Origin of the sequence: Pseudomonas sp. HMSC067G02, from assembly GCF_001813485.1 — a bacterium.
Classification (GTDB): Bacteria; Pseudomonadota; Gammaproteobacteria; order Pseudomonadales; family Pseudomonadaceae; genus Pseudomonas; species Pseudomonas aeruginosa.
This window is the reverse complement of the sequence record NZ_KV812632.1, coordinates 245,660-267,570: the sequence shown is the minus strand read 5'-3', so window position 1 is coordinate 267,570 and position 21,911 is coordinate 245,660. Positions and strand designations below refer to the sequence as shown.

22 protein-coding genes and 3 tRNA genes are annotated in these 21,911 nt (G+C 65.5%); 22 read left to right on the top strand and 3 right to left on the bottom strand.

Annotation, left to right across the window (positions count from 1 at the left end; translation table 11 throughout):
* Nucleotides 1-5 precede the first annotated feature (5 nt).
* Together aotP and argR are read left to right on the top strand one after the other, a co-directional pair.
* Nucleotides 6-770, top strand: a complete 765-nt coding sequence (gene aotP, locus HMPREF2914_RS05250) for an arginine/ornithine transport ATP-binding protein AotP (protein WP_003085940.1) — start codon at nt 6-8, stop codon at nt 768-770.
* A 32-nt stretch (nt 771-802) separates the two neighbouring features.
* On the top strand, nt 803-1,792 hold the full coding sequence (argR, locus tag HMPREF2914_RS05245) for a transcriptional regulator ArgR (protein ID WP_003085944.1): 990 nt from the start codon (nt 803-805) through the stop codon (nt 1,790-1,792).
* A gap of 20 nt (nt 1,793-1,812) precedes the next feature.
* On the opposite strand, the gene HMPREF2914_RS05240 is transcribed toward argR, so the two are convergent.
* Nucleotides 1,813-2,136: a hypothetical protein gene (locus HMPREF2914_RS05240; RefSeq protein ID WP_003134266.1), complete on the bottom strand. Its 324-nt coding sequence runs from the start codon at nt 2,134-2,136 to the stop codon at nt 1,813-1,815.
* Nucleotides 2,137-2,302: 166 nt separating this feature from the next.
* On the opposite strand from HMPREF2914_RS05240, the gene aruC reads away from it, so the two are divergent.
* The 14 genes from aruC to HMPREF2914_RS05170 all read left to right on the top strand — a co-directional run bounded on the left by aruC (nt 2,303) and on the right by HMPREF2914_RS05170 (nt 16,125).
* Nucleotides 2,303-3,523, top strand: coding sequence for a bifunctional succinylornithine transaminase/acetylornithine aminotransferase (gene aruC, locus HMPREF2914_RS05235; protein WP_003085948.1), 1,221 nt, complete (start codon nt 2,303-2,305; stop codon nt 3,521-3,523).
* 198 nt (nt 3,524-3,721) lie between these two features.
* Nucleotides 3,722-4,738 (top strand): arginine/ornithine succinyltransferase subunit alpha, encoded by a 1,017-nt coding sequence (aruF, locus tag HMPREF2914_RS05230; protein ID WP_003085950.1) that lies wholly within the window; start codon nt 3,722-3,724, stop codon nt 4,736-4,738.
* Between the two features lie 11 nt (nt 4,739-4,749).
* Nucleotides 4,750-5,772, top strand: a complete 1,023-nt coding sequence (astA, locus tag HMPREF2914_RS05225; protein WP_003110258.1) for an arginine N-succinyltransferase — start codon at nt 4,750-4,752, stop codon at nt 5,770-5,772.
* A gap of 42 nt (nt 5,773-5,814) precedes the next feature.
* Entirely contained in the window at nt 5,815-7,281 is a 1,467-nt protein-coding gene (astD, locus tag HMPREF2914_RS05220; protein ID WP_023435825.1) for a succinylglutamate-semialdehyde dehydrogenase, read from the top strand.
* Complete coding sequence (gene astB / locus HMPREF2914_RS05215) at nt 7,278-8,624, top strand: N-succinylarginine dihydrolase (RefSeq protein ID WP_003085956.1); 1,347 nt, start codon at nt 7,278-7,280, stop codon at nt 8,622-8,624. The genes astD and astB overlap by 4 nt, the downstream gene beginning before the upstream one ends.
* A gap of 13 nt (nt 8,625-8,637) precedes the next feature.
* On the top strand, nt 8,638-8,928 hold the full coding sequence (locus HMPREF2914_RS05210; RefSeq protein WP_003085959.1) for a hypothetical protein: 291 nt from the start codon (nt 8,638-8,640) through the stop codon (nt 8,926-8,928).
* A gap of 13 nt (nt 8,929-8,941) precedes the next feature.
* Nucleotides 8,942-9,940: a succinylglutamate desuccinylase gene (astE, locus tag HMPREF2914_RS05205; protein ID WP_003134260.1), complete on the top strand. Its 999-nt coding sequence runs from the start codon at nt 8,942-8,944 to the stop codon at nt 9,938-9,940.
* 144 nt (nt 9,941-10,084) lie between these two features.
* The gene (gene ltaE / locus HMPREF2914_RS05200) at nt 10,085-11,089 is read left to right on the top strand and encodes a low-specificity L-threonine aldolase (protein WP_016263814.1); all 1,005 of its coding nucleotides are present in this window, start codon (nt 10,085-10,087) and stop codon (nt 11,087-11,089) included.
* A gap of 121 nt (nt 11,090-11,210) precedes the next feature.
* Nucleotides 11,211-13,835, top strand: coding sequence for an alanine--tRNA ligase (alaS, locus tag HMPREF2914_RS05195; RefSeq protein WP_003112602.1), 2,625 nt, complete (start codon nt 11,211-11,213; stop codon nt 13,833-13,835).
* 147 nt (nt 13,836-13,982) lie between these two features.
* The gene (locus HMPREF2914_RS05190; protein ID WP_003085971.1) at nt 13,983-15,221 is read left to right on the top strand and encodes an aspartate kinase; all 1,239 of its coding nucleotides are present in this window, start codon (nt 13,983-13,985) and stop codon (nt 15,219-15,221) included.
* A 184-nt stretch (nt 15,222-15,405) separates the two neighbouring features.
* The gene (gene csrA / locus HMPREF2914_RS05185) at nt 15,406-15,591 is read left to right on the top strand and encodes a carbon storage regulator CsrA (RefSeq protein ID WP_003085981.1); all 186 of its coding nucleotides are present in this window, start codon (nt 15,406-15,408) and stop codon (nt 15,589-15,591) included.
* A gap of 61 nt (nt 15,592-15,652) precedes the next feature.
* A tRNA-Ser gene (locus tag HMPREF2914_RS05180) sits at nt 15,653-15,743 on the top strand.
* Nucleotides 15,744-15,860: 117 nt separating this feature from the next.
* Nucleotides 15,861-15,937: transfer RNA gene (locus HMPREF2914_RS05175), tRNA-Arg, on the top strand.
* A 111-nt stretch (nt 15,938-16,048) separates the two neighbouring features.
* Nucleotides 16,049-16,125, top strand: a tRNA-Arg gene (locus HMPREF2914_RS05170).
* A 97-nt stretch (nt 16,126-16,222) separates the two neighbouring features.
* Here the strand turns inward: HMPREF2914_RS05170 and alpR are convergent.
* Complete coding sequence (gene alpR, locus HMPREF2914_RS05165) at nt 16,223-16,936, bottom strand: transcriptional regulator AlpR (RefSeq protein ID WP_003085982.1); 714 nt, start codon at nt 16,934-16,936, stop codon at nt 16,223-16,225.
* Between the two features lie 170 nt (nt 16,937-17,106).
* On the opposite strand from alpR, the gene HMPREF2914_RS05160 reads away from it, so the two are divergent.
* The 5 genes from HMPREF2914_RS05160 to HMPREF2914_RS05140 all read left to right on the top strand — a co-directional run bounded on the left by HMPREF2914_RS05160 (nt 17,107) and on the right by HMPREF2914_RS05140 (nt 19,544).
* The gene (locus HMPREF2914_RS05160) at nt 17,107-17,637 is read left to right on the top strand and encodes a hypothetical protein (RefSeq protein ID WP_023092154.1); all 531 of its coding nucleotides are present in this window, start codon (nt 17,107-17,109) and stop codon (nt 17,635-17,637) included.
* Nucleotides 17,638-17,801: 164 nt separating this feature from the next.
* Nucleotides 17,802-18,176: a phage holin family protein gene (locus HMPREF2914_RS05155; RefSeq protein WP_003085986.1), complete on the top strand. Its 375-nt coding sequence runs from the start codon at nt 17,802-17,804 to the stop codon at nt 18,174-18,176.
* Nucleotides 18,169-18,444 (top strand): phage holin family protein, encoded by a 276-nt coding sequence (locus tag HMPREF2914_RS05150; protein WP_003085989.1) that lies wholly within the window; start codon nt 18,169-18,171, stop codon nt 18,442-18,444. Before HMPREF2914_RS05155 ends, HMPREF2914_RS05150 begins: the two co-directional genes overlap by 8 nt.
* Nucleotides 18,445-18,535: 91 nt before the next feature.
* Nucleotides 18,536-19,039 carry a phage neck terminator protein gene (locus HMPREF2914_RS05145; RefSeq protein WP_023092153.1) on the top strand — a complete coding sequence of 168 codons (504 nt, stop codon included), beginning with the start codon at nt 18,536-18,538 and terminating at the stop codon, nt 19,037-19,039.
* Between the two features lie 52 nt (nt 19,040-19,091).
* A complete protein-coding gene (locus HMPREF2914_RS05140; protein ID WP_023092152.1) occupies nt 19,092-19,544 on the top strand; it encodes a hypothetical protein in 453 nt (150 codons plus the stop codon).
* Nucleotides 19,545-19,589: 45 nt separating this feature from the next.
* On the opposite strand, the gene HMPREF2914_RS05135 is transcribed toward HMPREF2914_RS05140, so the two are convergent.
* Complete coding sequence (locus HMPREF2914_RS05135) at nt 19,590-20,105, bottom strand: DUF4124 domain-containing protein (protein WP_023092151.1); 516 nt, start codon at nt 20,103-20,105, stop codon at nt 19,590-19,592.
* A 326-nt stretch (nt 20,106-20,431) separates the two neighbouring features.
* Between HMPREF2914_RS05135 and mgtE the strand changes: the two genes are divergently transcribed.
* Nucleotides 20,432-21,880, top strand: a complete 1,449-nt coding sequence (gene mgtE, locus HMPREF2914_RS05130; protein WP_003085996.1) for a magnesium transporter — start codon at nt 20,432-20,434, stop codon at nt 21,878-21,880.
* Nucleotides 21,881-21,911: the final 31 nt, after the last annotated feature.

Below are 21,911 nucleotides of genomic sequence, written 5' to 3'. Positions count from 1 at the left end.
CACACATGTACAAACTGGAAGTCCAAGACCTGCACAAGCGCTACGGTAGCCACGAGGTGCTCAAGGGCGTCTCGCTGGCGGCGAAAGCGGGCGACGTGATCAGCATCATCGGCTCGAGCGGTTCCGGCAAGAGCACCTTCCTGCGCTGCATCAACCTGCTGGAACAGCCGCACGCCGGCAAGATCCTGCTCAACGGCGAGGAGCTGAAGCTGGTGCCCGGCCGCGACGGCGCGCTGAAGGCCGCCGACTCTCGCCAGTTGCAGCGTATGCGCTCGCGCCTGTCGATGGTGTTCCAGCATTTCAACCTGTGGTCGCACATGAGCGCCCTGGAGAACGTCATCGAGGCGCCCGTGCATGTGCTCGGCGTGTCGAAGAAGGAAGCCATCGAGAAGGCCGAGCACTACCTGGCCAAGGTCGGCGTGGCGCACCGCAAGGACGCCTACCCGGCGCACATGAGCGGCGGCGAGCAGCAGCGCGTGGCGATCGCCCGGGCGCTGGCGGTGGAGCCGGAAGTGATGCTGTTCGATGAGCCGACCTCGGCGCTCGACCCCGAACTGGTGGGCGAAGTGCTGAAGGTCATGCAGGACCTGGCCCAGGAAGGTCGCACCATGGTGGTGGTGACCCACGAGATGGGTTTCGCCCGCGAGGTGTCGAACCAGTTGGTGTTCCTGCACAAGGGCCTGGTCGAGGAACACGGCTGCCCGAAGGAAGTCCTCGCCAACCCGCAGTCGGACCGCCTCAAGCAGTTCCTCTCCGGCAGCCTCAAGTAACATTCATCGCAGAGGCCGGCTAAGCTGCTCCCATGACTGCCCAACCCCAACGCATCGGTTTCCTCCTCTGGCCCGCCACCCGCGCGCTGACGCTATCGCTTGCCGAGGAAGCCCTGCGGGCGGCCCGGCGGTTGCACCCCGAGGCGCTCTACGAGCCGCTGTTCCTGCTCGCCGAAGCGCCGGCCGAAGAGGAGGGCTGGCGCCTGCCGGGAACGGCCTGGAACGGCAGGCTGGAGCAATGCTCGCGGCTGTTCCTGGTCGCCGACGAGGCGCCGGCGGCGGTGTCGCCAGCGCTGGGCCTGGCGCTCAAGCAACTGGCGCGTTCGGGAGCGGCGATCGGCGCGCTGTCCGCCGGCATCTACCCGCTGGCCCAGCTCGGCCTGCTCGACGGTTATCGCGCCGCGGTGCACTGGCGTTGGCACGATGACTTCACCGAGCGCTTCCCCAAGGTCATCGCCACCAACCACCTGTTCGAGTGGGATCGCGACCGCATGACCGCCTGCGGCGGCATGGCGGTACTCGACCTGCTGCTGGCGCTGCTGTCCCGCGACCATGGCGCTGAACTGGCCGGCGCGGTCTCGGAAGAGCTGGTGGTGGAGCGCATCCGCGAAGGCAACGAGCGCCAGCGCATCCCGCTGAAGAATCGCCTCGGCTCCAGCCATCCGAAGCTGACCCAGGCGGTACTGCTGATGGAAGCCAATATCGAGGAGCCACTGACCACCGACGAGATCGCCCAGCATGTGTGCGTTTCGCGGCGCCAGTTGGAACGGATCTTCAAGCAATACCTGAACCGCGTACCCAGCCAGTACTACCTGGAGCTGCGCCTGAACCGCGCGCGGCAGATGCTGATGCAGACCAGCAAGTCGATCATCCAGATCGGCCTGTCCTGCGGTTTCTCTTCCGGGCCGCATTTCTCCAGCGCCTACCGCAACTTCTTCGGCGTCACTCCGCGCGAGGACCGCAACCAGCGGCGCGGCGGCAGCGCCTTCGAGACGACCTTCACTCCCGTCGAACGCGGCTGATCGCCAACGGCGCGGCGGTTTCAGCCGGGCTTTGCGACGCCCCGGGAGGCGGATCGCCTCGGGAAGTCGCCGAGTTCGCGACGGGCCGTCGGAATGATCGCCTCCAGCAGTTCCAGCGGAACGTCGCTGGCGAACAGGTTGACCACGAAACGCCGGCCGGCGTCGTCGCGAAATACCTCGAACAGCGGCTGTTCGCCGCGCCAGCACTCCAGGCCGAGGCCGTCGCGCGGATTGACGTCGGAGGCGAAGACGAGACGGTAGTCGATTCCCTCGATGGGCATGGCTTGTTTCCCTGCTGTTCCCGCCCGTGGGGCGGCGTAGAAGAAGTATGCACCCGAGTGCATCGCGCGTTTACACTGCGCCTTCCCGATGCTTTCTGTCGCATTTCCGAAAGCCGCGGAAATTCCCGGGTTGGCGCTATAACAAGTTGTCGCATGGCGGCAATGCCGGCCCGGTCCCAATCCCTACAATCCTTTCATCGATAGCCGCCTTCAGGCAGGAGAAACACCGATGTCCGCTCCCCATGCGCAGGTAGAACGTGCCGATTTCGACCGGTATATGGTCCCCAACTACGCCCCCGCCGCCTTCATCCCGGTGCGAGGCGAGGGATCGCGCGTCTGGGACCAGAGCGGCCGCGAACTGATCGATTTCGCCGGCGGCATCGCCGTGACCTCCCTGGGCCACGCGCATCCGGCGCTGGTCAAGGCGCTCACCGAGCAGGCCCAGCGCATCTGGCACGTTTCCAACGTCTTCACCAACGAGCCGGCCCTGCGCCTGGCGCGCAAGCTGGTGGACGCCACCTTCGCCGAGCGGGTGTTCCTCGCCAACTCCGGCGCCGAGGCCAACGAGGCGGCCTTCAAGCTGGCTCGCCGCTACGCCAACGATGTCTACGGCCCGCAGAAGTACGAGATCATCGCCGCCAGCAACAGCTTCCACGGGCGCACCCTGTTCACCGTCAACGTCGGCGGCCAGCCGAAGTATTCCGATGGCTTCGGGCCCAAGTTCGAGGGTATCACCCACGTTCCCTACAACGACCTGGAAGCGCTGAAGGCGGCGATCTCCGACAAGACCTGCGCCGTGGTGCTGGAACCGATCCAGGGCGAGGGCGGCGTGCTGCCGGCGCAGCAGGCCTACCTGGAAGGGGCGCGCAAGCTGTGCGACGAGCACAACGCGCTGCTGGTCTTCGACGAGGTCCAGAGCGGCATGGGCCGGGTCGGCGAGCTGTTCGCCTACATGCACTACGGCGTGGTCCCGGACATCCTCTCCAGTGCCAAGAGCCTGGGCGGCGGCTTCCCTATCGGTGCGATGCTGACCACCGGCGAGATCGCCAAGCACCTGTCGGTCGGCACCCACGGCACCACCTACGGCGGCAACCCGCTGGCCTCGGCGGTGGCCGAGGCGGCGCTGGACGTGATCAATACCCCGGAAGTGCTGGATGGCGTGAAGGCCAAGCATGAGCGCTTCAAGTCCCGCCTGCAGAAGATCGGCCAGGAGTACGGCATCTTCGGCGAGATTCGCGGCATGGGCCTGCTGATCGGCGCGGCGCTGACCGACGAGTGGAAGGGCAAGGCCAGGGATGTGCTCAACGCCGCCGAGAAAGAGGCGGTCATGGTGCTCCAGGCCAGCCCGGACGTGGTGCGCTTCGCGCCGAGCCTGGTGATCGACGACGCCGAGATCGACGAAGGCCTGGAGCGCTTCGAGCGCGCCGTGGCCAAGCTGGTCCGCGGCTGAGCGAACCCACGGAGCCCCGGCGCAGGCCGGGGTACCCGATGCGACATCCCGGAGCGGCCCGCGCCGGAGCCGGGAACCGTGCCGCCGTGCGTGGCGCGGGATCTTCCCTGCTGGACGTTCGAAACCGTGGCACAGGAAGGTGCCGCGGTCCCGCGCATGGATGCGGCAATCATCGTTGTCTGAGAAAGGAGTGACGCCATGTTGGTGATGCGCCCCGCCCAAGCGGCCGACCTGCCACAGGTGCAGCGTCTGGCGGCGGACAGCCCGGTAGGCGTCACGTCCTTGCCGGATGACGCCGAACGCCTGCGCGACAAGATCCTCGCTTCCGAGGCCTCGTTCGCCGCGGAGGTAAGCTACAACGGCGAGGAAAGCTATTTCTTCGTCCTCGAGGACAGCGCCAGCGGCGAGCTGGTCGGCTGCTCGGCGATCGTCGCCTCGGCCGGGTTCTCGGAACCGTTCTACAGCTTCCGCAACGAAACCTTCGTGCACGCCTCGCGCTCGCTGTCGATCCACAACAAGATCCATGTCCTCTCGCTGTGCCACGACCTTACCGGCAACAGCCTGCTGACCAGTTTCTACGTACAGCGCGACCTGGTGCAGAGCGTCTATGCCGAACTCAACTCGCGCGGTCGCCTGCTGTTCATGGCCAGCCATCCGGAGCGCTTCGCCGACGCGGTGGTGGTGGAGATCGTCGGCTACAGCGACGAGCAGGGCGAATCGCCGTTCTGGAACGCGGTCGGGCGCAACTTCTTCGACCTGAACTACATCGAGGCGGAAAAGCTCTCCGGGCTGAAGAGCCGCACCTTCCTCGCCGAACTGATGCCGCACTATCCGATCTACGTGCCGCTGTTGCCGGATGCCGCCCAGGAATCCATGGGCCAGGTTCACCCGCGAGCGCAGATCACCTTCGACATCCTGATGCGCGAAGGCTTCGAGACCGACAACTACATCGACATCTTCGATGGCGGCCCGACCCTGCACGCGCGCACCTCGGGGATTCGCTCGATCGCCCAGAGCCGGGTGGTTCCGGTGAAGATCGGCGAGGCGCCGAAGAGCGGGCGTCCATACCTGGTCACCAACGGCCAGTTGCAGGACTTCCGCGCGGTTGTGCTGGACCTGGACTGGGCGCCCGGCAAGCCGGTGGCCCTGAGTGTTGAAGCCGCCGAGGCCCTGGGCGTCGGCGAAGGCGCCAGCGTGCGCCTGGTAGCGGTCTGAAGGAGCCAGTCATGATCGTACGTCCTGTTACCAGCGCCGACCTGCCGGCCCTGATCGAGCTGGCGCGCAGCACCGGCACCGGCCTGACCACCCTGCCGGCCAACGAGCAGCGCCTGCAGCATCGCGTCAGTTGGGCCGAGAAGGCCTTCCGTGGCGAGGCCGAACGCGGCGACGCCGACTACCTGTTCGTCCTCGAGGACGACGCCGGCAAGGTCGTCGGCATCTCCGCCATCGCCGGAGCGGTAGGGCTTCGCGAACCCTGGTACAACTACCGGGTCGGCCTCACCGTGAGCGCCTCGCAGGAACTCAACATCCATCGCGAGATCCCCACGCTGTTCCTGGCCAACGACCTGACCGGCAATTCCGAGCTGTGCTCGCTGTTCCTCCACGCCGACCACCGCAGCGGCCTCAACGGCAAGCTGCTGTCGCGCGCGCGCTTCCTGTTCATCGCCGAATTCCGCCACCTGTTCGGCGACAAGCTGATCGCCGAGATGCGCGGCATGTCCGACGAGGAGGGGCGTTCGCCATTCTGGGAAAGCCTCGGCCGGCACTTCTTCAAGATGGAATTCTCCCAGGCCGACTACCTCACCGGGGTCGGCAACAAGGCCTTCATCGCCGAGCTGATGCCGAAGTTCCCGCTCTACACCTGCTTCCTCTCCGAGGAGGCGCGCGGGGTGATTGGCCGCGTCCATCCGAACACCGAGCCGGCGTTGGCCATGCTCAAGGCCGAGGGCTTCAGCTACCAGGGCTACGTCGACATCTTCGACGCCGGCCCGGCGATCGAGGCCGAGACCGACAAGATCCGCGCCATCGCCGAGAGCCAGAACCTGGTGCTGGCGGTGGGCACTCCCGGCGACGACGCCGAGCCCTACCTGATCCACAACCGCAAGCGCGAAGACTGTCGCATCACCGCCGCGCCGGCGCGGGCCGCCGCCGGCACCCTGGTGGTCGATCCGCTGACCGCCAAGCGCCTGCGCCTGTCGGCCGGCGCCTCGGTACGCGCGGTGCCGCTGTCGGCGCAGAAGCGCGCTTGAAAGCCTGATGGAGGCGTCCCGGCGAGGGCGCCCGAGGAGTCGATGATGAGTACCCATTACATTGCCGGCCAGTGGCTGGCGGGCCAGGGCGAGACCCTGGAGTCCCTCGACCCGGTTGGCCAGGGCGTGGTCTGGTCCGGGCGCGGCGCTGACGCCGCCCAGGTCGATGCCGCCGTGCGTGCCGCCCGCGAGGCCTTCCCGGCCTGGGCGCGGCGCCCGCTGGAGCAGCGCATCGAGTTGCTCGAGCGCTTCGCTGCGACCCTCAAGTCCCGCGCCGACGAGCTGGCCCGGGCGATCGGCGAGGAAACCGGCAAGCCGCTGTGGGAGTCGGCCACCGAAGTGACCAGCATGGTCAACAAGGTGGCGATCTCGGTGCAGGCGTTCCGCGAGCGCACCGGCGAGAAGTCCGGTCCGCTGGCCGACGCCACCGCCGTGCTGCGGCACAAGCCGCATGGCGTGGTGGCGGTATTCGGTCCCTACAATTTCCCCGGCCACCTGCCCAACGGGCATATCGTCCCGGCGCTGCTGGCCGGTAACTGCGTGGTGTTCAAGCCCAGCGAGCTGACCCCGAAGGTCGCCGAGCTGACGCTCAAGGCCTGGATCGAGGCCGGCCTGCCGGCCGGCGTGCTCAACCTGGTCCAGGGCGGTCGCGAAACCGGCGTCGCGCTGGCCGCCCACCGTGGGCTCGACGGTCTGTTCTTCACCGGTTCCAGTCGCACCGGCAACCTGCTGCACAGCCAATTCGGTGGCCAGCCGCAGAAAATCCTGGCGCTGGAGATGGGCGGCAACAACCCGCTGGTGGTGGAGGAGGTCGCCGACCTCGACGCCGCCGTCTACACCATCATCCAGTCCGCCTTCATCTCCGCCGGCCAGCGCTGCACCTGCGCCCGCCGCCTGCTGGTGCCGCAGGGCGCCTGGGGCGACGCACTGCTGGCGCGCCTGGTGGCGGTCAGCGCTACCCTGCGGGTCGGCCGCTTCGACGAACAGCCGGCGCCGTTCATGGGCGCGGTGATTTCGCTGAGCGCCGCCGAGCACCTGCTCAAGGCCCAGGAGCATTTGATCGGCAAGGGCGCACAGCCGCTGCTGGCGATGACCCAGCCGATCGACGGCGCCGCCCTGCTGACCCCGGGCATCCTCGACGTCAGCGCGGTGGCCGAGCGACCGGACGAAGAGTTCTTCGGGCCGTTGTTGCAAGTGATCCGCTACTCCGATTTCGCTGCGGCGATCCGTGAAGCCAACGCCACCCAGTACGGCCTGGCCGCCGGGCTGCTGTCGGATTCCCGCGAGCGTTTCGAGCAGTTCCTCGTGGAAAGCCGCGCCGGCATCGTCAACTGGAACAAGCAGCTCACCGGCGCCGCCAGCAGCGCGCCGTTCGGCGGTATCGGCGCGTCCGGCAACCACCGGCCGAGCGCCTACTACGCCGCCGATTACTGCGCCTATCCGGTCGCCTCGCTGGAAAGCCCCAGCGTGTCCCTTCCTGCCACCCTGACTCCCGGGATCAGCCTATGAATGCCCATGAAGTGAATTTCGACGGCCTGGTCGGCCCGACCCACAACTACGGCGGCCTGTCCTACGGCAATGTCGCTTCGCAAAGCAACAGCCAGGCGGTGTCCAACCCGAAGGAAGCGGCGAAGCAGGGCCTGGCGAAGATGAAGGCGCTGATGGAGATGGGTTTCAAGCAGGGGGTGCTCGCCCCGCAAGCCCGCCCGGATACCGCTGCGCTACGTAGCCTGGGCTTCTCCGGCAGCGACGAGGAGGTGATCCGCCGCGCGGCGAAGGAAGCGATGCCTCTCCTCGCCGCCTGCAGTTCGGCGTCGAGCATGTGGACCGCCAATGCCGCCACGGTCAGCCCGAGCGCCGACACCGCCGACGGCCGCGTGCATTTCACCGCGGCCAACCTGAACTGCAAGTTCCACCGATCCATCGAGCATCCCACCACCAGCCGCGTGCTGGCGGCGATGTTCAACGACGAGCGGCATTTCGCCCATCACGCGGCGCTGCCGGCGGTGAGCCAGTTCGGCGACGAAGGCGCGGCCAACCACACGCGCTTCTGCAAGGACTATGGCGATGCCGGCGTGGAGTTCTTCGTTTTCGGCCGCAGCGCCTTCGACAGTCGCTTCCCGGCGCCGCAACGCTATCCGGCGCGCCAGACCCTGGAAGCCTGCCAGGCCGTCGCGCGCCTGCACGGGCTGAGCGAGGCCGGAGTGGTCTACGCTCAACAGAACCCGGCGGTGATCGACCAGGGCGTGTTCCACAACGATGTGATCTCGGTGGGCAATGGCGAGGTGCTGTTCCATCACGAGGACGCCTTCCTCGATACCGAGAAGGTCCTTGCCGAACTGCACGACAAGCTTGGCCGCCGCGGCGGCCGCTTCCGCGCCATCTGCGTGCCGCGCGACCAGGTCGCGGTGGAGGACGCGGTGAAGTCCTATCTGTTCAACAGCCAACTGCTGTCGAAGGCCGACGGTTCGATGCTGCTGGTGGTACCGGAGGAGTGCCGGAACAACCCGCGGGTCTGGAACTACCTGGACCAGCTCACCGGTGACGACGGCCCGATCCGCGAAGTGAAGGTCTTCGACCTCAAGCAGAGCATGCAGAACGGCGGCGGCCCGGCCTGCCTGCGCTTGCGCGTGGCGCTGCAGGAGCGGGAGCTGGCGGCGGTGAATCCGGGGGTGATCATGAGCGCCGGCCTGTACGACACGCTGGTAGCCTGGGTCGACCGGCACTACCGCGACCGCCTGAGCGAAACCGACCTGGCCGACCCGCAACTGCTGCTGGAGTGCCGGACGGCATTGGATGAACTGACGCAGATCCTTAAACTGGGTTCGGTTTATTCCTTCCAACTCGATTGAGAGCCTCGCCACCATGTCCGATAGCCTGCAACTGATCCTCGAAGATACCGACGGCACCCAGCTGGAAACTTCCTGCACCCGTTTCGCCGTGGTCTGGCAGGGCAAGGAAGTGTGGGTCCAGCAAGCCGGCAACGGCCAGTTGCTGATCGGCGTCGACGTCGAAGACGGCGATACCGAATACACCAACCTGCTGCTGCGGCCGATGGCGACCAACCTGGTCAGCCTGCAACTGGAGATGGAGCCGATCGAAGAGGGCGACGACCACGAGCACGGCCCCGACTGCGGCTGCGACCACACCCACTGACTGAGGACATCCCATGCTCGCCCTCGGCAAACTGCTCGACTTGACCCTGGCCGGCCGCGAGCCGACCGAGAAGATCCAGCTCACCGCCGACGGCACCCGCCTGCACTGGCTGGCCGAGGGCGCGCTGGAAGTCACGCCGATCGGCGCCCGCGACAACGGCGTCGACCTGTTGCTCTCGGCCGGTATCCACGGCAACGAGACCGCGCCCATCGAACTGCTCGAACGGCTGATCCGCAAGGTCGCCGCGGGCACCCTCAAGCCTGCCGCCAGGGTCCTCTTCCTGTTCGGCAACCCAGAAGCCATCCGCCGCGGCGAGCGCTACGTCGAACAGGACATGAACCGCCTGTTCAACGGTCGCCACGAGGAGGGCAGCGGCAACGAGGCCTTCCGTGCCGCCGAGCTGGAGCGCCTGGCCCAGGTGTTCTTCAGCAAGACCGAGCGAGTCCACCTGCACTACGACCTGCATACCGCGATCCGCGGCTCGAAGATCGAGCAGTTCGCCCTCTACCCCTGGGCCGAGGGCCGCGAGCATTCCCGCAGCGAACTGGCCCGCCTGCGCGACGCCGGCATCGAGGCGGTGCTGTTGCAGAACAAGCCGGGCATCACCTTCAGCGCCTACACTTACGGCCAGCTCGGCGCCGAGGCCTTTACCCTGGAACTGGGCAAGGCACGTCCGTTCGGAGAGAACCAGGAGGTCAACCTGGAGCGCCTGGAGCGGAGCCTGGAGCTGCTGATCGACGGCAGCGAGGAACAGCCGGACGGCTCCCGACTCGATGGCCTCAAGCTGTTCAGCGTGTCGCGCGAGGTGATCAAGCACAGCGACCACTTCCGCCTGCACCTCGACGACGACGTGGCCAACTTCACCGAACTCTCGCCGGGCTACCTGCTGGCCGAGGATATCGGCGGCACGCGCTGGGTGGTGGACGAGGTCGGCGCGCGCATCATCTTCCCCAATCCACGGGTGAAGAACGGCCTGCGTGCCGGAATCCTGGTGGTGCCGGCCAAGCTCTGAGGCGTATCGGCCTTCCCTCTCGATCATGACGGAGCGCTTCGGCGCTCCGTTTCCGTTGCGGCCGGGAAGATTTCCCGACTTCCCTTGTGGCTGTCGGTAGAGCGCCGTAGGATCGGGCTTTTCCGCCGAACCGAGGAGCCCTCCGTGCCTGTCATCGACCTGCGCAGCGACACCGTCACCCAGCCCACCGCCGGCATGCGCGAAGCCATGGCCGCGGCCGAACTGGGCGACGACGTCTATGGCGAGGACCCTACGGTCAACCGCCTGGAGGCCGAACTGGCGGCGCGCCTGGGCTTCGCCGCGGCGCTCTTCGTACCGACCGGGACCATGAGCAACCTGCTCGGATTGATGGCCCACTGCGAGCGCGGCGACGAATACATCGTCGGCCAGCAGGCGCATACCTACAAATACGAGGGCGGCGGTGCCGCGGTGCTGGGCTCGATCCAGCCGCAGCCGATCGACGGCGAGGCCGACGGATCGCTCGACCTGGACAAGGTCGCGGCGGCGATCAAGGCCGACGACTTCCATTTTGCCAAGACCCGCCTGCTGGCCCTGGAAAACACCATGCAGGGCAAGGTGCTGCCGCTCGACTACCTGGCCGCGGCGCGCGCTTTCACTCGCGCGCGTGGCCTGGCCCTGCACCTGGATGGCGCGCGCCTGTACAACGCGGCGGTGAAGCTGGGCGTAGACGCCAGCGAAATCACCCGGCACTTCGACTCGGTGTCGGTGTGCCTGTCCAAGGGCCTCGGTGCGCCGGTGGGCTCGGTGCTTTGCGGCAGCGTCGAACTGATCGGCAAGGCCCGTCGCTGGCGCAAGATGGTCGGCGGCGGGATGCGCCAGGCCGGTCTGCTGGCGGCTGCCGGCCTGTACGCCCTCGATCACCAGGTGGCACGCCTGGCCGACGACCACGCCAACGCCGCGCGCCTGGGCGACGGGCTGCGCGAACTGGGCTATGCGGTGGAGCCGGTGCAGACCAACATGGTCTACGTCGATGTCGGCGAGCGGGCGGTCGCGCTGCGCGACTTCCTCGCCGAGCGCGAGGTGCGGATCAGCGCGGCGGCGCGTTTGCGCCTGGTCACCCACCTGGACGTTTCCGCCGAGTCCATAGGACAAGTACTGGATGCCTTCGCGGCCTTTCGTCGCTCATAAGCGAAAAGGTCGGCAATAGGCAATAACTATCGCGCAAATACACTACAACCTTGCCCAAGGGCCGATATAATGCGGCCCTTTGCCGGCGATTCGTGGCCGCCAATTTTCCGTGGAAGAACCTATGAAAAGCGCTGAAATCCGTGAAGCCTTCCTCCGCTTCTTCGAAGAGAAGGGACACACCCGTGTCGCTTCCAGTTCGCTGATCCCGGCGAACGATCCGACCCTGCTGTTCACCAACGCGGGCATGAACCAGTTCAAGGACTGCTTCCTCGGCCTGGAAAAGCGCGCCTACACCCGTGCGACCACCAGCCAGAAATGCGTGCGCGCCGGCGGCAAGCACAACGACCTGGAAAACGTCGGCTACACCGCGCGGCACCACACCTTCTTCGAAATGCTGGGCAACTTCAGCTTCGGCGACTATTTCAAGCGCGACGCCATTCATTACGCCTGGGAGTTCCTCACCGGCGAGAAATGGCTGAACCTGCCCAAGGAAAAGCTCTGGGTCACCGTCTACGCCACCGACGACGAGGCCTACGACATCTGGACCAAGGAAGTCGGCGTGCCCGCCGAGCGTATGGTGCGGATCGGCGACAACAAGGGCGCGCCCTATGCGTCCGACAACTTCTGGGCGATGGGCGATACCGGACCCTGCGGTCCCTGCACCGAGATCTTCTTCGACCATGGGCCGGAGATCTGGGGCGGCCCGCCCGGTTCGCCGGAAGAGGACGGCGACCGCTACATCGAGATCTGGAACAACGTGTTCATGCAGTTCAACCGCACCGCGGACGGCGTCATGCACCCGCTGCCGGCGCCGAGCGTGGACACCGGCATGGGCCTGGAGCGCGTCAGCGCGGTACTCCAGCACGTGCACTCGAACTATGAGATCGACCTGTTCCAGAACCTGCTGAAAGCCTCCGCCGAGGCCATCGGCTGCGCCAACGACGACGCGCCGTCGCTGAAGGTGGTAGCCGACCACATCCGTTCCTGCAGCTTCCTGATCGCCGACGGCGTGCTGCCGTCCAACGAAGGTCGCGGCTACGTCTTGCGGCGGATCATCCGCCGCGCCTGCCGCCACGGCAACAAGCTGGGCGCCAGGGGCACCTTCTTCCACAAGATCGTCGCAGCGCTGGTCGCCGAGATGGGCGATGCCTTCCCCGAGCTGAAGCAACAGCAGGCACACATCGAGCGCGTGCTGAAGACCGAGGAAGAGCAGTTCGCCAAGACCCTGGAGCAAGGCCTGAAGATCCTCGAACAGGACCTTGCCGAACTGCAGGGCAGCGTGATTCCCGGCAACGTGGTGTTCAAGCTGTACGACACCTATGGCTTCCCGGTCGACCTGACCAATGACATCGCCCGCGAGCGCGAGCTGACCATCGACGAGGACGGCTTCGAGCGCGAGATGGAGGCCCAGCGCGAGCGCGCCCGCGCTTCCAGCGCCTTTGGCATGGACTACAACAGCCTGGTCAAGGTCGACGGCGAGACCCGCTTCCTCGGCTACCAGGGTGTCTCCGGCGCTGGACAGATCGTCGCGCTGTTCAGGGACGGCCAGGCCGTCGAGCGCCTGGAGGAGGGCGAGGAGGGCGTCGTGGTCCTCGACCAGACGCCGTTCTACGCCGAGTCCGGCGGCCAGGTCGGCGACAGTGGCTACCTCGAGGCGGCTGGCGTGCGCTTCGACGTGCGCGATACCACCAAGGCCGGCGGCGCGCACCTGCACCACGGCGTGGTCGCCCGGGGCAACCTGAGCGTTGGCGGCGCGGTCAAGGCCGAGGTCGACGCTTCGGTACGCCAGGCCACCGCGCTCAACCACTCCGCGACCCACCTGCTGCATGCCGCGCTGCGCCAGGTACTGGGCGACCACGTACAACAGAAGGGCTCGCTGGTGGACAGCCAGCGCCTGCGTTTCGACTTTAGCCACTTCGAGGCGATCAAGGCGGAACAACTGAAGGCCCTGGAGGATATCGTCAACGCCGAAATCCGTCGCAACACCGAGGTCGAGACCGAGGAAACCGATATCGACACCGCCAAGGCCAAGGGCGCCATGGCGCTGTTCGGCGAGAAGTACGGCGACCAGGTGCGCGTACTGAGCATGGGCGGCGATTTCTCCGTCGAGCTGTGCGGTGGCACCCACGTATCCCGCACCGGCGACATCGGCCTGTTCAAGATCACCAGCGAGGGTGGCGTGGCTGCCGGCGTACGCCGTATCGAGGCGGTCACCGGCGCGGCGGCGCTGGCCTACCTGAACGGTGCCGAGGAGCAGCTCAAGGAAGCCGCCAGCCTGGTCAAGGGCAGCCGCGATAACCTGCTGGACAAGCTCGGCGCACTGCTGGAGCGCAACCGCTCGCTGGAGAAGGAGCTGGAACAGCTCAAGGCCAAGGCTGCCAGCGCGGCCGGCGACGACCTTTCGGCGGCTGCGGTGGAAATCAAGGGCGCGAAGGTACTCGCCGCGCGCCTCGATGGTCTGGACGGCAAGGCGCTGCTGGCGCTGGTCGACCAGTTGAAGAACAAGCTCGGTCGCGCAGTGATCCTGCTCGGCGGCGAGCTGGACGGGAAGGTTGTACTGGTCGCAGGCGTGACCCAGGACCTGACCGGCCAACTGAAGGCCGGCGAGCTTATGAAGCAAGCCGCGGCGGCAGTTGGTGGCAAAGGTGGCGGACGCCCGGATATGGCCCAGGGCGGCGGCACCGATGCAGCGAAATTGGACGAGGCCCTGGCCCTGGCCCAGCGCTTCGTCGAGCAAGGGCTCTGATGCCATGCCGGCCCCGCGCCAGAGCGACGCGGGGCCGGGCGGCCAGCGCCCCTTGATGCCCGGCCGGCGGTGCGCCCCGCCAGTCCGGGTAGCGAAAGAATGTGGCAGGTTCAAAAGGGCGCCCTTCACGGAATCAGGCGGTTTGAAATGGCTTTGATCGTACAGAAGTTTGGAGGGACCTCCGTCGGCACCGTCGAGCGTATCGAGCAGGTGGCCGAGAAGGTGAAGAAATTCCGCGAAGCGGGCGATGACGTCGTCGTGGTGGTATCCGCCATGAGCGGCGAGACCAACCGTCTGATCGGCCTGGCCAACCAGATCATGGAGCAGCCGGTTCCGCGCGAACTGGACGTCATGGTCTCGACCGGAGAGCAGGTGACCATCGCCCTGCTCAGCATGGCCCTGATCAAGCGCGGCGTGCCGGCGGTCTCCTATACCGGCAACCAGGTGCGTATCCTCACCGACAGCGCGCACACCAAGGCGCGCATCCTGCACATCGACGACACCCATATCCGCGCCGACCTCAAGGCCGGCAGGGTCGTGGTGGTCGCCGGTTTCCAGGGCGTCGACGGCAACGGCAACATCACCACGCTGGGCCGCGGCGGTTCCGATACCACCGGGGTGGCCCTGGCGGCGGCGTTGAAGGCCGACGAATGCCAGATCTACACCGACGTCGACGGCGTCTACACCACCGATCCGCGCGTAGTGCCGCAGGCCCGCCGGCTGGACAAGATCACCTTCGAGGAAATGCTGGAAATGGCCAGCCTCGGTTCCAAGGTGCTGCAGATCCGGGCGGTCGAGTTCGCCGGCAAGTACAACGTTCCGCTGCGCGTGCTGCACAGCTTCCAGGAGGGTCCGGGCACCCTCATTACTATCGATGATGAAGAGGAATCCATGGAACAGCCGATCATCTCCGGCATCGCCTTCAACCGCGACGAAGCCAAGCTGACCATCCGTGGCGTACCCGATACCCCCGGCGTGGCCTTCAAGATCCTCGGGCCGATCAGTGCCGCCAATGTGGAAGTCGACATGATCGTGCAGAACGTGGCGCACGATAACACCACCGACTTCACCTTCACGGTGCATCGCAACGATTACCTGAATGCCCTGGAAATTCTCAAGCAGACCGCCGCCAACATCGGCGCGCGCGAAGCCATCGGTGACACCAACATCGCCAAGGTTTCCATCGTCGGCGTCGGCATGCGTTCGCACGCCGGCGTGGCCAGCCGCATGTTCGAGGCGCTGGCCAAGGAAAGCATCAACATCCAGATGATCTCCACCTCGGAAATCAAGGTTTCCGTGGTGATCGAAGAGAAGTACCTGGAACTGGCGGTACGTGCCCTGCACACGGCGTTCGAGCTCGACGCGCCGGCGCGACAGGGTGAGTGACGCTGGCAGGCGAAAGGCGCGGCAACCCCGCGCCTTTTGTCGTTTTTGACCGTTCGGCAGGAACTTTCATTCCGGCGGGACTGGTCAATACTGGGTGAAGGATCGCGCTCTTGATTTCTGCGGATCCGCCGCCATTTCTTTTTTGCAGACTGTTGTCCTGAAATATTCGCGTGAGGAGAAAGGAATGCTGATTCTGACTCGTCGGGTCGGAGAGACCCTGATGGTAGGTGACGACGTCACCGTGACGGTACTGGGTGTCAAAGGGAACCAGGTGCGCATCGGCGTCAACGCGCCGAAGGAAGTCGCCGTGCACCGGGAGGAAATTTACCAGCGCATCCAGAAAGAGAAAGATCAAGAGCCAAACCATTAATTTTTATCTAATTTTCCCTTTGCAAACGGGGTAAAGATGGGTATCATGCGCCCCGTGTTGCGGAGAGGTGGCCGAGTGGCCGAAGGCGCTCCCCTGCTAAGGGAGTACACCTCAAAAGGGTGTCGGGGGTTCGAATCCCCCCCTCTCCGCCATTCAAGTGTTAGAGGTTGATTCAGGCGGCGAAAGCCATCTTGGTAACTAAGTTACTGATTTGATTGAAAAAATCGCTTGACGGATAAAATCCACAATCTATAATGCGCCCCCACGACGCACTCATAGCTCAGCTGGATAGAGTACTCGGCTACGAACCGAGCGGTCGGAGGTTCGAATCCTCCTGAGTGCGCCATATTTCGAAGGGTTCCTCTAGTCAGGGGCTCGACGGACGAAGGATCGACAGTTGCGGTCTTTCACGGTAAAACAAGCGTTACCGGCAGGTGGCCGGAAAAAGCACCGACACGCACTCATAGCTCAGCTGGATAGAGTACTCGGCTACGAACCGAGCGGTCGGAGGTTCGAATCCTCCTGAGTGCGCCATACCGAAAGGGCCTGCAGCAATGCAGGCCCTTTTTCTTTGCCCGGGATTTTTCTTCCGCCGGAACGCGGCCCCGTCGTCAGGCGGGGCGGGAAGGGGTCAGACCAGCACCGAGTACCAGAACACCCGGCCGATCACGTTGATGTGCTCGGCGGCTTCCTGGGGCTCGTAGCGCTCGTCCGGGTGCTCGTCGCTGTTGAAGCTGCGAATGCGCAGGCCGCCGCCCGGAAGGCGGTAGAGCAGTTTCACGCGCAGTTGGCCGTCGTGGTCGAAGGCGTACATGTCGCCGTCCTTGATCGTCCGCGCGCTAGTGTCCACGCCTACCGTGCTGCCGTCCGGCAGCACCGGCTCCATGCTGTTGCCGCTGACCGTGACGCAGGCGGCACTGGCCGGATCGATGTTCTTCTTGCGCAGGGTGTACTTGCCGAAGCGCAGCTTGCGCCCGCCGGTCTGCAGGATCACCGTGCTGCCCTTGCCGCCGGACAGCTCGATCTCCTTGTAGAAGGGCAGTTCGATCTCGTCGGCATCCAGGGGCGTTTCGTCGTCCCATGACTCTACTGCGCCAAGCCAACTGGCATTGGGTCCTGCGTTCGCCTGGCCGCGCTCGGCGAGCATCTCGCCGCGACCTTCCGCCAGCCACAGGGGGTTGACGCCGCAGGCGCCGGCGATCTGCGCGACGAAGCTGGTGGCGCGGGACTTGCCGCGCTCCAGATCGGAAATGGAGGTCTGGGTCATGCCTACCGCCTGGGCAAGCTGGACCTGGCTGAGATGGGCGTGCTTGCGCGCCGCCTTGATGCGATCTTTGAGTTCCATAGGGGGCAAGACTAAGGGTGTGCCTGTGGCATTGCAAGCGTCCGTATATGGGTATTACCATAATTTCAGCGCTTTCCTACTCGCCTCGGGTAGGACGGCGGCCCAACACAGCCACTGCGGGTGGCTAATGCGAGCGGCTAGCCAGGTGGGCCGGCCAAGGAGGGAATACCATGTTTCAAAGTACCGAGCAGGCGCTGGCCGTGGCCTACTGGATGTTCGAGCACCAGCCGGGACCGAAGTCGTCGACGGCGATGGTGATCGATGGCCTGCGCGAGCGCTTCGATCGCAGCTTCATCGAACACCTGCCCAGCGGTTTGAGTCCGCACGAATGGCAGGCCCAGGCGGTGATGACCGTGCGTTTCGCCCAGCGCCAGCTGGCTGCGCACCCACTGGAGCTGGCGGTGGTGCGGGCCGAGTTCGCCCGCGGGCGGGATTTCGTCCTTGGCCTGGCGGCTTTGCGCGACTGGCTGAAGCCCGGGGCCGACCCGATCGAGCAGCGGGCAACCCTGGCCTTGCTGATGCGCATGTTCCGTCGTCCGCCGTCGAGCATCCGCGAGATCGAGCGACTCAGCGGCCTGTCGAAGAGCACCCTGCATCGCTGGGACAAGGAATGGCGCGAGCGGATCGTCGCTTTGCTGCACCAGGCCTTGCAGCGACTGGAGGAGCCGATGGCGGAGGTGGGGATCGTGTGCGAGCGCTAAAAAAATTTCTATATGAAAACGGGTTTTCCCATATTGACGCTATGGGACGATAAAGGTATAAATTCTCCACGATTGAAATTCCTCTGGCCGAAGCCCGCCGATGCGGGCTTCGGCCGTTCCGGGCCCGCCTTTTCGGCGGGCCTTTGCATTTCCGGGAGTCATCCATGTCCGAGCCAAGCTCTGCGGCCTCCGCCGCCAGCGCAATGGCTGGCGTCGGCCTGGCCATGTACCTGCCGGGTATCGATGGCAACGCCTTGCTGGGAGGCTTCGGCGGCGCCATCTTCTTTGTCGTGTTCGCCCGTGACTACAACGCCCTGACCCGCCTCGGCTATCTGCTGGTGTCCTGGGTCGGCGGCTATTACGCCGGAATCGAGGCGCTCGGCCGCGGGTTGACCCAGACCAGCGGCATGGCCGCCTTCGTCGCCGCGACCCTGTGCGTGACCGGCGGCATCGGCATGCTCGAGTGGATGCGTGGCGGTGAACTGCCCAACTGGATGCGCGGGCTGTTGCGCCGCCGGGGAGGCAAGTCCGATGGTTGACCCGCTGTCCACCCTGACCGTGCTGGTCTGCTCGGCGATCTGCATGCGCCTGATCACCTATCGCCGCGCCGGCGCGCGTTTCCGCCCCGGCGTTTCCCTGTGCGCCTACCTGCTGGCGTTGTGCACCGGCTGCCAGGCGCTGGGAATAGTGGCCGGGTTGTATCGTGCCGAGCACCTCTCGCCGTGGATGCTCGGGGTACTGCTGGTGCTGCTGGTCCTGCTGTTGCAGGCGCGCGGCAACCTGGCGCGGGTCCTGCGCCTGCATTGAACGAACGTACTTCGCTCCGGCCTGGCCGGCGGTTGTATCCGCCGCGTCGGTGCCTGTCCGTCATCCATCCATCCTGAAAAAGGAGTTCGCCATGTCCAGTGCAACCGTGCGCCTGGATCACGCCGCCCTGCGCGAAACGTTGCGGCAGTTGTTCGGCCTGCCCGCCGGCAGCGTCATCGATGCCGATCAACTGCTGGCCCCGCCGGCCATCCCCTTCATGACCTTGCGCCTGGAGTCCTCGAGCCTGCTTGGCAAGGTGCGGCGGGAGTTTTCCGCCAGTGGCGAGCAGGAGTCCCTGCTGGCCAGTTGCGAGAGCATCTTTCGCCTGACCTGGCATGGTCCCGGGGCGCACCAGTACCTGCAGGATGCCCGCTGCCTGCTGCAGTCAGGCAATGCCGGCGAGCGCCTGCGCGTGCTGAAGGCCAGCCTGCTGCGCCTGACGCCCATCGAAAACCTGTCCGTCGTGCAGGATGGCCAGGCGCTGGGGCAGGCTCGTTTCGACCTTGTTCTCGCTCACGAACACGTGCTGCTCGTCGACCTCGAGCGCACCGCTTCCGGGCAGGCCTCCGGGGGGACGGGTGGAATGGCTTCCTAGAGGTCGTTGCGATGCATCGTAGCGATGCCATCCATACATAGAGGAGAGATCCATGGTCATGTTGATCAGTCGTCGCGTCGGCATCGTTCGCCTGGATGCGGTGATTTCCGAAAACCTCGCGCAGGCTGCCGTCAGCGCGCGCGGCGACCAGCTCATCACCATCGTCGGCAGCGTTGTCGACCATGCGCCCGCTGGCGAGCCGTTGCCCTCCTTGCTGCCGATGGAGGGAGGCAGCCGCGCGTTGAACGAGTGCCGTGTGCGCAAGGGCATCGCTGCCTTGACTTCACTGCAAGGCGCTTCCGAAACGGTGGACGTGCAAACGGGATTCCACCTGTATCGCGGTCTGTTCATCACGCGCGTTGTTGCCCGGCGAACCGCAGAAAGAGGATTGAGCCTGACCATAACCGCCAGCCAGAGGCGTGCGCTGCGCGCAGGCGGTAGTCTGCTGAAGACTGTCGTCCGTCTTTTCCATGCAGGCAGGGCGACACCCTGCCCGGCACGCTAAAGGCGATGCCGGTCCTGCTTTCATCGGTATGAGGTCGGCCCGGCCTTAGCTCCCGGGATCGACTCGCTCCACCCGGTACCTTCCCTTTCCCTTCACGCATCCCTCCTGATCGAAGCTCACGCTTCTCGCTCCCCGTCGCTTGTCGGCCTTGTACTGATAACGCACCTCCGCATTGTTCCCGCTGACCCGGTCCGGCTTGCCCAGCGCCCGCTCCACATCGGAGCGGGACATTCCCGCCATTATTCGCTGCTCCACGATCGCCTTGCGGCGTTCCTTCTCGTCCAGGCGTCTGCCGCAGCGATCTTCTCTTTCTCCGATCACCGCGAGCGGCACGCTTTTCCGGCCGATGGACGCCTTTTTCGTCTTCGTCTCGGCCATCGGCGTGACGCTCCTGCCTCCCGGCGGCGGGTTGTCCGCCACGACGGTCTCGCCGGCCTGCCCGGCGGGGCAACCGAGTTGGGTGAAGCTGACATGGCCGCTGGCGTCTTCGCAGCGGAATACCGCAGCGGCCTCGCAGGTGGACGCCAGCGAGAGGAGGAGAAGGAGGGACAGGGAACGCATGGCCGGCACTCCGGGTCGGATAAGGGTGAGTGCAGGCTAACGCGTTGCCTTTTTCCGCGGGGCCGAGTGTCCTGAGTGAAATTTCCGGCGTCGCAGTCAGGCGTCGAGTGACGATGAACTTTGTGCCGCAAGCGCTTGTTCTTGCCGCCATTTTGTAACGCGCAAAACGCAAGCGGAGTGTTATCATTATCCGTATCTGCCCCGAGAGGGCCCTTGGAACACCCCCATGGACTTACCCAGTAGAAACTCGAACAGTTTCCCGTTTGACCAATCACGTTTCTGATTGACCCCTTTGGCGTGCTCCGCTACTGGGGGTGGAGCGCGCTATGACCGAAGTAGAAGCCAAGAAGCCGCAGGAAAGCCTGCAGGACCGCCTAGCGCAGGTGGTCGAGCTGCTGCATCGCCACAAGGTGGTGGAGGACCTGACCCATCGTCAGGAAGGCCAGCACCATGACCGGGTGGAAAACCTCGTCCACCGGCAGAATCTCGTAGAACTCCAGCGCAAGCTGGAGGAACTGCACCCCGCCGACATCGCCCACATCCTCGAATCGCTGCCGCTGGACGACCGCCTGACGGTCTGGCAGCTGGTCAAGTCCGAGGACGACGGCGACATCCTCCTCGAAGTCTCCGACGCGGTCCGGGAAACCCTGATCGCGGACATGGACGACCACGAGATCATCGCCGCGACCAAGGACCTGGACGCCGACGAACTCGCCGACCTGGCGCCGGAACTGCCGCGCGACGTGGTCCATGAACTGATGGAAAGCCTCGACGCGCAGCAGCGCGAGCGAGTGCGTTCGGCGCTGTCCTACGAGGAGGACCAGGTCGGCGCGCTGATGGACTTCGAGATGGTCACCATCCGCGAGGACGTCAGCCTGGAAGTGGTGCTGCGCTACCTGCGCCGCCTGAAGGAACTGCCCGGGCATACCGACAAACTGTTCGTGGTCGACTACGACGGCGTGCTCAAGGGCGTGCTGCCGATCAAGCGCCTGCTGGTCAACGATCCGGACAAGCAAGTGCTGGAAGTCATGGCCACCGACCCGGTGACCTTCCACCCGGACGAGGACGGCTACGACGCCGCCCAGGCATTCGAGCGTTACGACCTGATTTCCGCGCCGGTGGTGGACAAGGGCGGCAAGCTGATCGGTCGTCTGACCATCGACGAGATGGTCGACCTGATCCGTGAGGAGAGCGAAAGCGAAGTCCTCAACATGGCCGGTCTGCGTGAAGAAGAAGACATCTTCGCCTCGGTCTGGAAGTCGGTGCGTAACCGCTGGGCCTGGCTGGCCACCAACCTGATCACCGCCTTCGTCGCCTCGCGGGTGATCGGCCTGTTCGAAGGCTCCATCGAGAAACTGGTGGCGCTGGCCGCGCTGATGCCGATCGTTGCCGGCATCGGTGGCAATTCCGGCAACCAGACCATCACCATGATCGTCCGCGCCATCGCGCTCGACCAGGTACAGCCGACCAGCAACAGTCGCAACCGCCTGCTGCGCAAAGAGCTTGGCGTCGCGCTGGTCAACGGCCTGGCGTGGGGCGGAGTGATCGGCGTGGTGGCCTTCTATCTTTACGGCAACTGGGAACTGGGCGTGGTGATGACCGCCGCGATGACCCTGAACCTGCTGCTGGCGGCGATGATGGGAGTGCTGATCCCGATGACCCTGCATCGTTTCGGACGCGATCCGGCGATGGGCTCCAGCGTGATGATCACTGCGATGACCGACAGCGGCGGTTTCTTCATCTTCCTCGGCCTGGCGACGATCTTCCTGATGTAGCCGGAGCGCCATGCAAGAAGCCGCCCACGGG

Excerpts from the sequence above, each read along its gene's own strand:
- aotP (WP_003085940.1), top strand. The coding sequence starts at position 6 with ATGTACAAACTGGAAGTCCAAGACCTGCACAAGCGCTACGGTAGCCAC.
- argR (WP_003085944.1), top strand. The coding sequence starts at position 803 with ATGACTGCCCAACCCCAACGCATCGGTTTCCTCCTCTGGCCCGCCACC.
- HMPREF2914_RS05240 (WP_003134266.1), bottom strand. The coding sequence starts at position 2,136 with ATGCACTCGGGTGCATACTTCTTCTACGCCGCCCCACGGGCGGGAACA.
- aruC (WP_003085948.1), top strand. The coding sequence starts at position 2,303 with ATGTCCGCTCCCCATGCGCAGGTAGAACGTGCCGATTTCGACCGGTAT.
- aruF (WP_003085950.1), top strand. The coding sequence starts at position 3,722 with ATGTTGGTGATGCGCCCCGCCCAAGCGGCCGACCTGCCACAGGTGCAG.
- astA (WP_003110258.1), top strand. The coding sequence starts at position 4,750 with ATGATCGTACGTCCTGTTACCAGCGCCGACCTGCCGGCCCTGATCGAG.
- astD (WP_023435825.1), top strand. The coding sequence starts at position 5,815 with ATGATGAGTACCCATTACATTGCCGGCCAGTGGCTGGCGGGCCAGGGC.
- astB (WP_003085956.1), top strand. The coding sequence starts at position 7,278 with ATGAATGCCCATGAAGTGAATTTCGACGGCCTGGTCGGCCCGACCCAC.
- HMPREF2914_RS05210 (WP_003085959.1), top strand. The coding sequence starts at position 8,638 with ATGTCCGATAGCCTGCAACTGATCCTCGAAGATACCGACGGCACCCAG.
- astE (WP_003134260.1), top strand. The coding sequence starts at position 8,942 with ATGCTCGCCCTCGGCAAACTGCTCGACTTGACCCTGGCCGGCCGCGAG.
- alaS (WP_003112602.1), top strand. The coding sequence starts at position 11,211 with ATGAAAAGCGCTGAAATCCGTGAAGCCTTCCTCCGCTTCTTCGAAGAG.
- HMPREF2914_RS05190 (WP_003085971.1), top strand. The coding sequence starts at position 13,983 with ATGGCTTTGATCGTACAGAAGTTTGGAGGGACCTCCGTCGGCACCGTC.
- csrA (WP_003085981.1), top strand. The coding sequence starts at position 15,406 with ATGCTGATTCTGACTCGTCGGGTCGGAGAGACCCTGATGGTAGGTGAC.
- alpR (WP_003085982.1), bottom strand. The coding sequence starts at position 16,936 with ATGGAACTCAAAGATCGCATCAAGGCGGCGCGCAAGCACGCCCATCTC.
- HMPREF2914_RS05160 (WP_023092154.1), top strand. The coding sequence starts at position 17,107 with ATGTTTCAAAGTACCGAGCAGGCGCTGGCCGTGGCCTACTGGATGTTC.
- HMPREF2914_RS05155 (WP_003085986.1), top strand. The coding sequence starts at position 17,802 with ATGTCCGAGCCAAGCTCTGCGGCCTCCGCCGCCAGCGCAATGGCTGGC.
- HMPREF2914_RS05150 (WP_003085989.1), top strand. The coding sequence starts at position 18,169 with ATGGTTGACCCGCTGTCCACCCTGACCGTGCTGGTCTGCTCGGCGATC.
- HMPREF2914_RS05145 (WP_023092153.1), top strand. The coding sequence starts at position 18,536 with ATGTCCAGTGCAACCGTGCGCCTGGATCACGCCGCCCTGCGCGAAACG.
- HMPREF2914_RS05140 (WP_023092152.1), top strand. The coding sequence starts at position 19,092 with ATGGTCATGTTGATCAGTCGTCGCGTCGGCATCGTTCGCCTGGATGCG.
- HMPREF2914_RS05135 (WP_023092151.1), bottom strand. The coding sequence starts at position 20,105 with ATGCGTTCCCTGTCCCTCCTTCTCCTCCTCTCGCTGGCGTCCACCTGC.
- mgtE (WP_003085996.1), top strand. The coding sequence starts at position 20,432 with ATGACCGAAGTAGAAGCCAAGAAGCCGCAGGAAAGCCTGCAGGACCGC.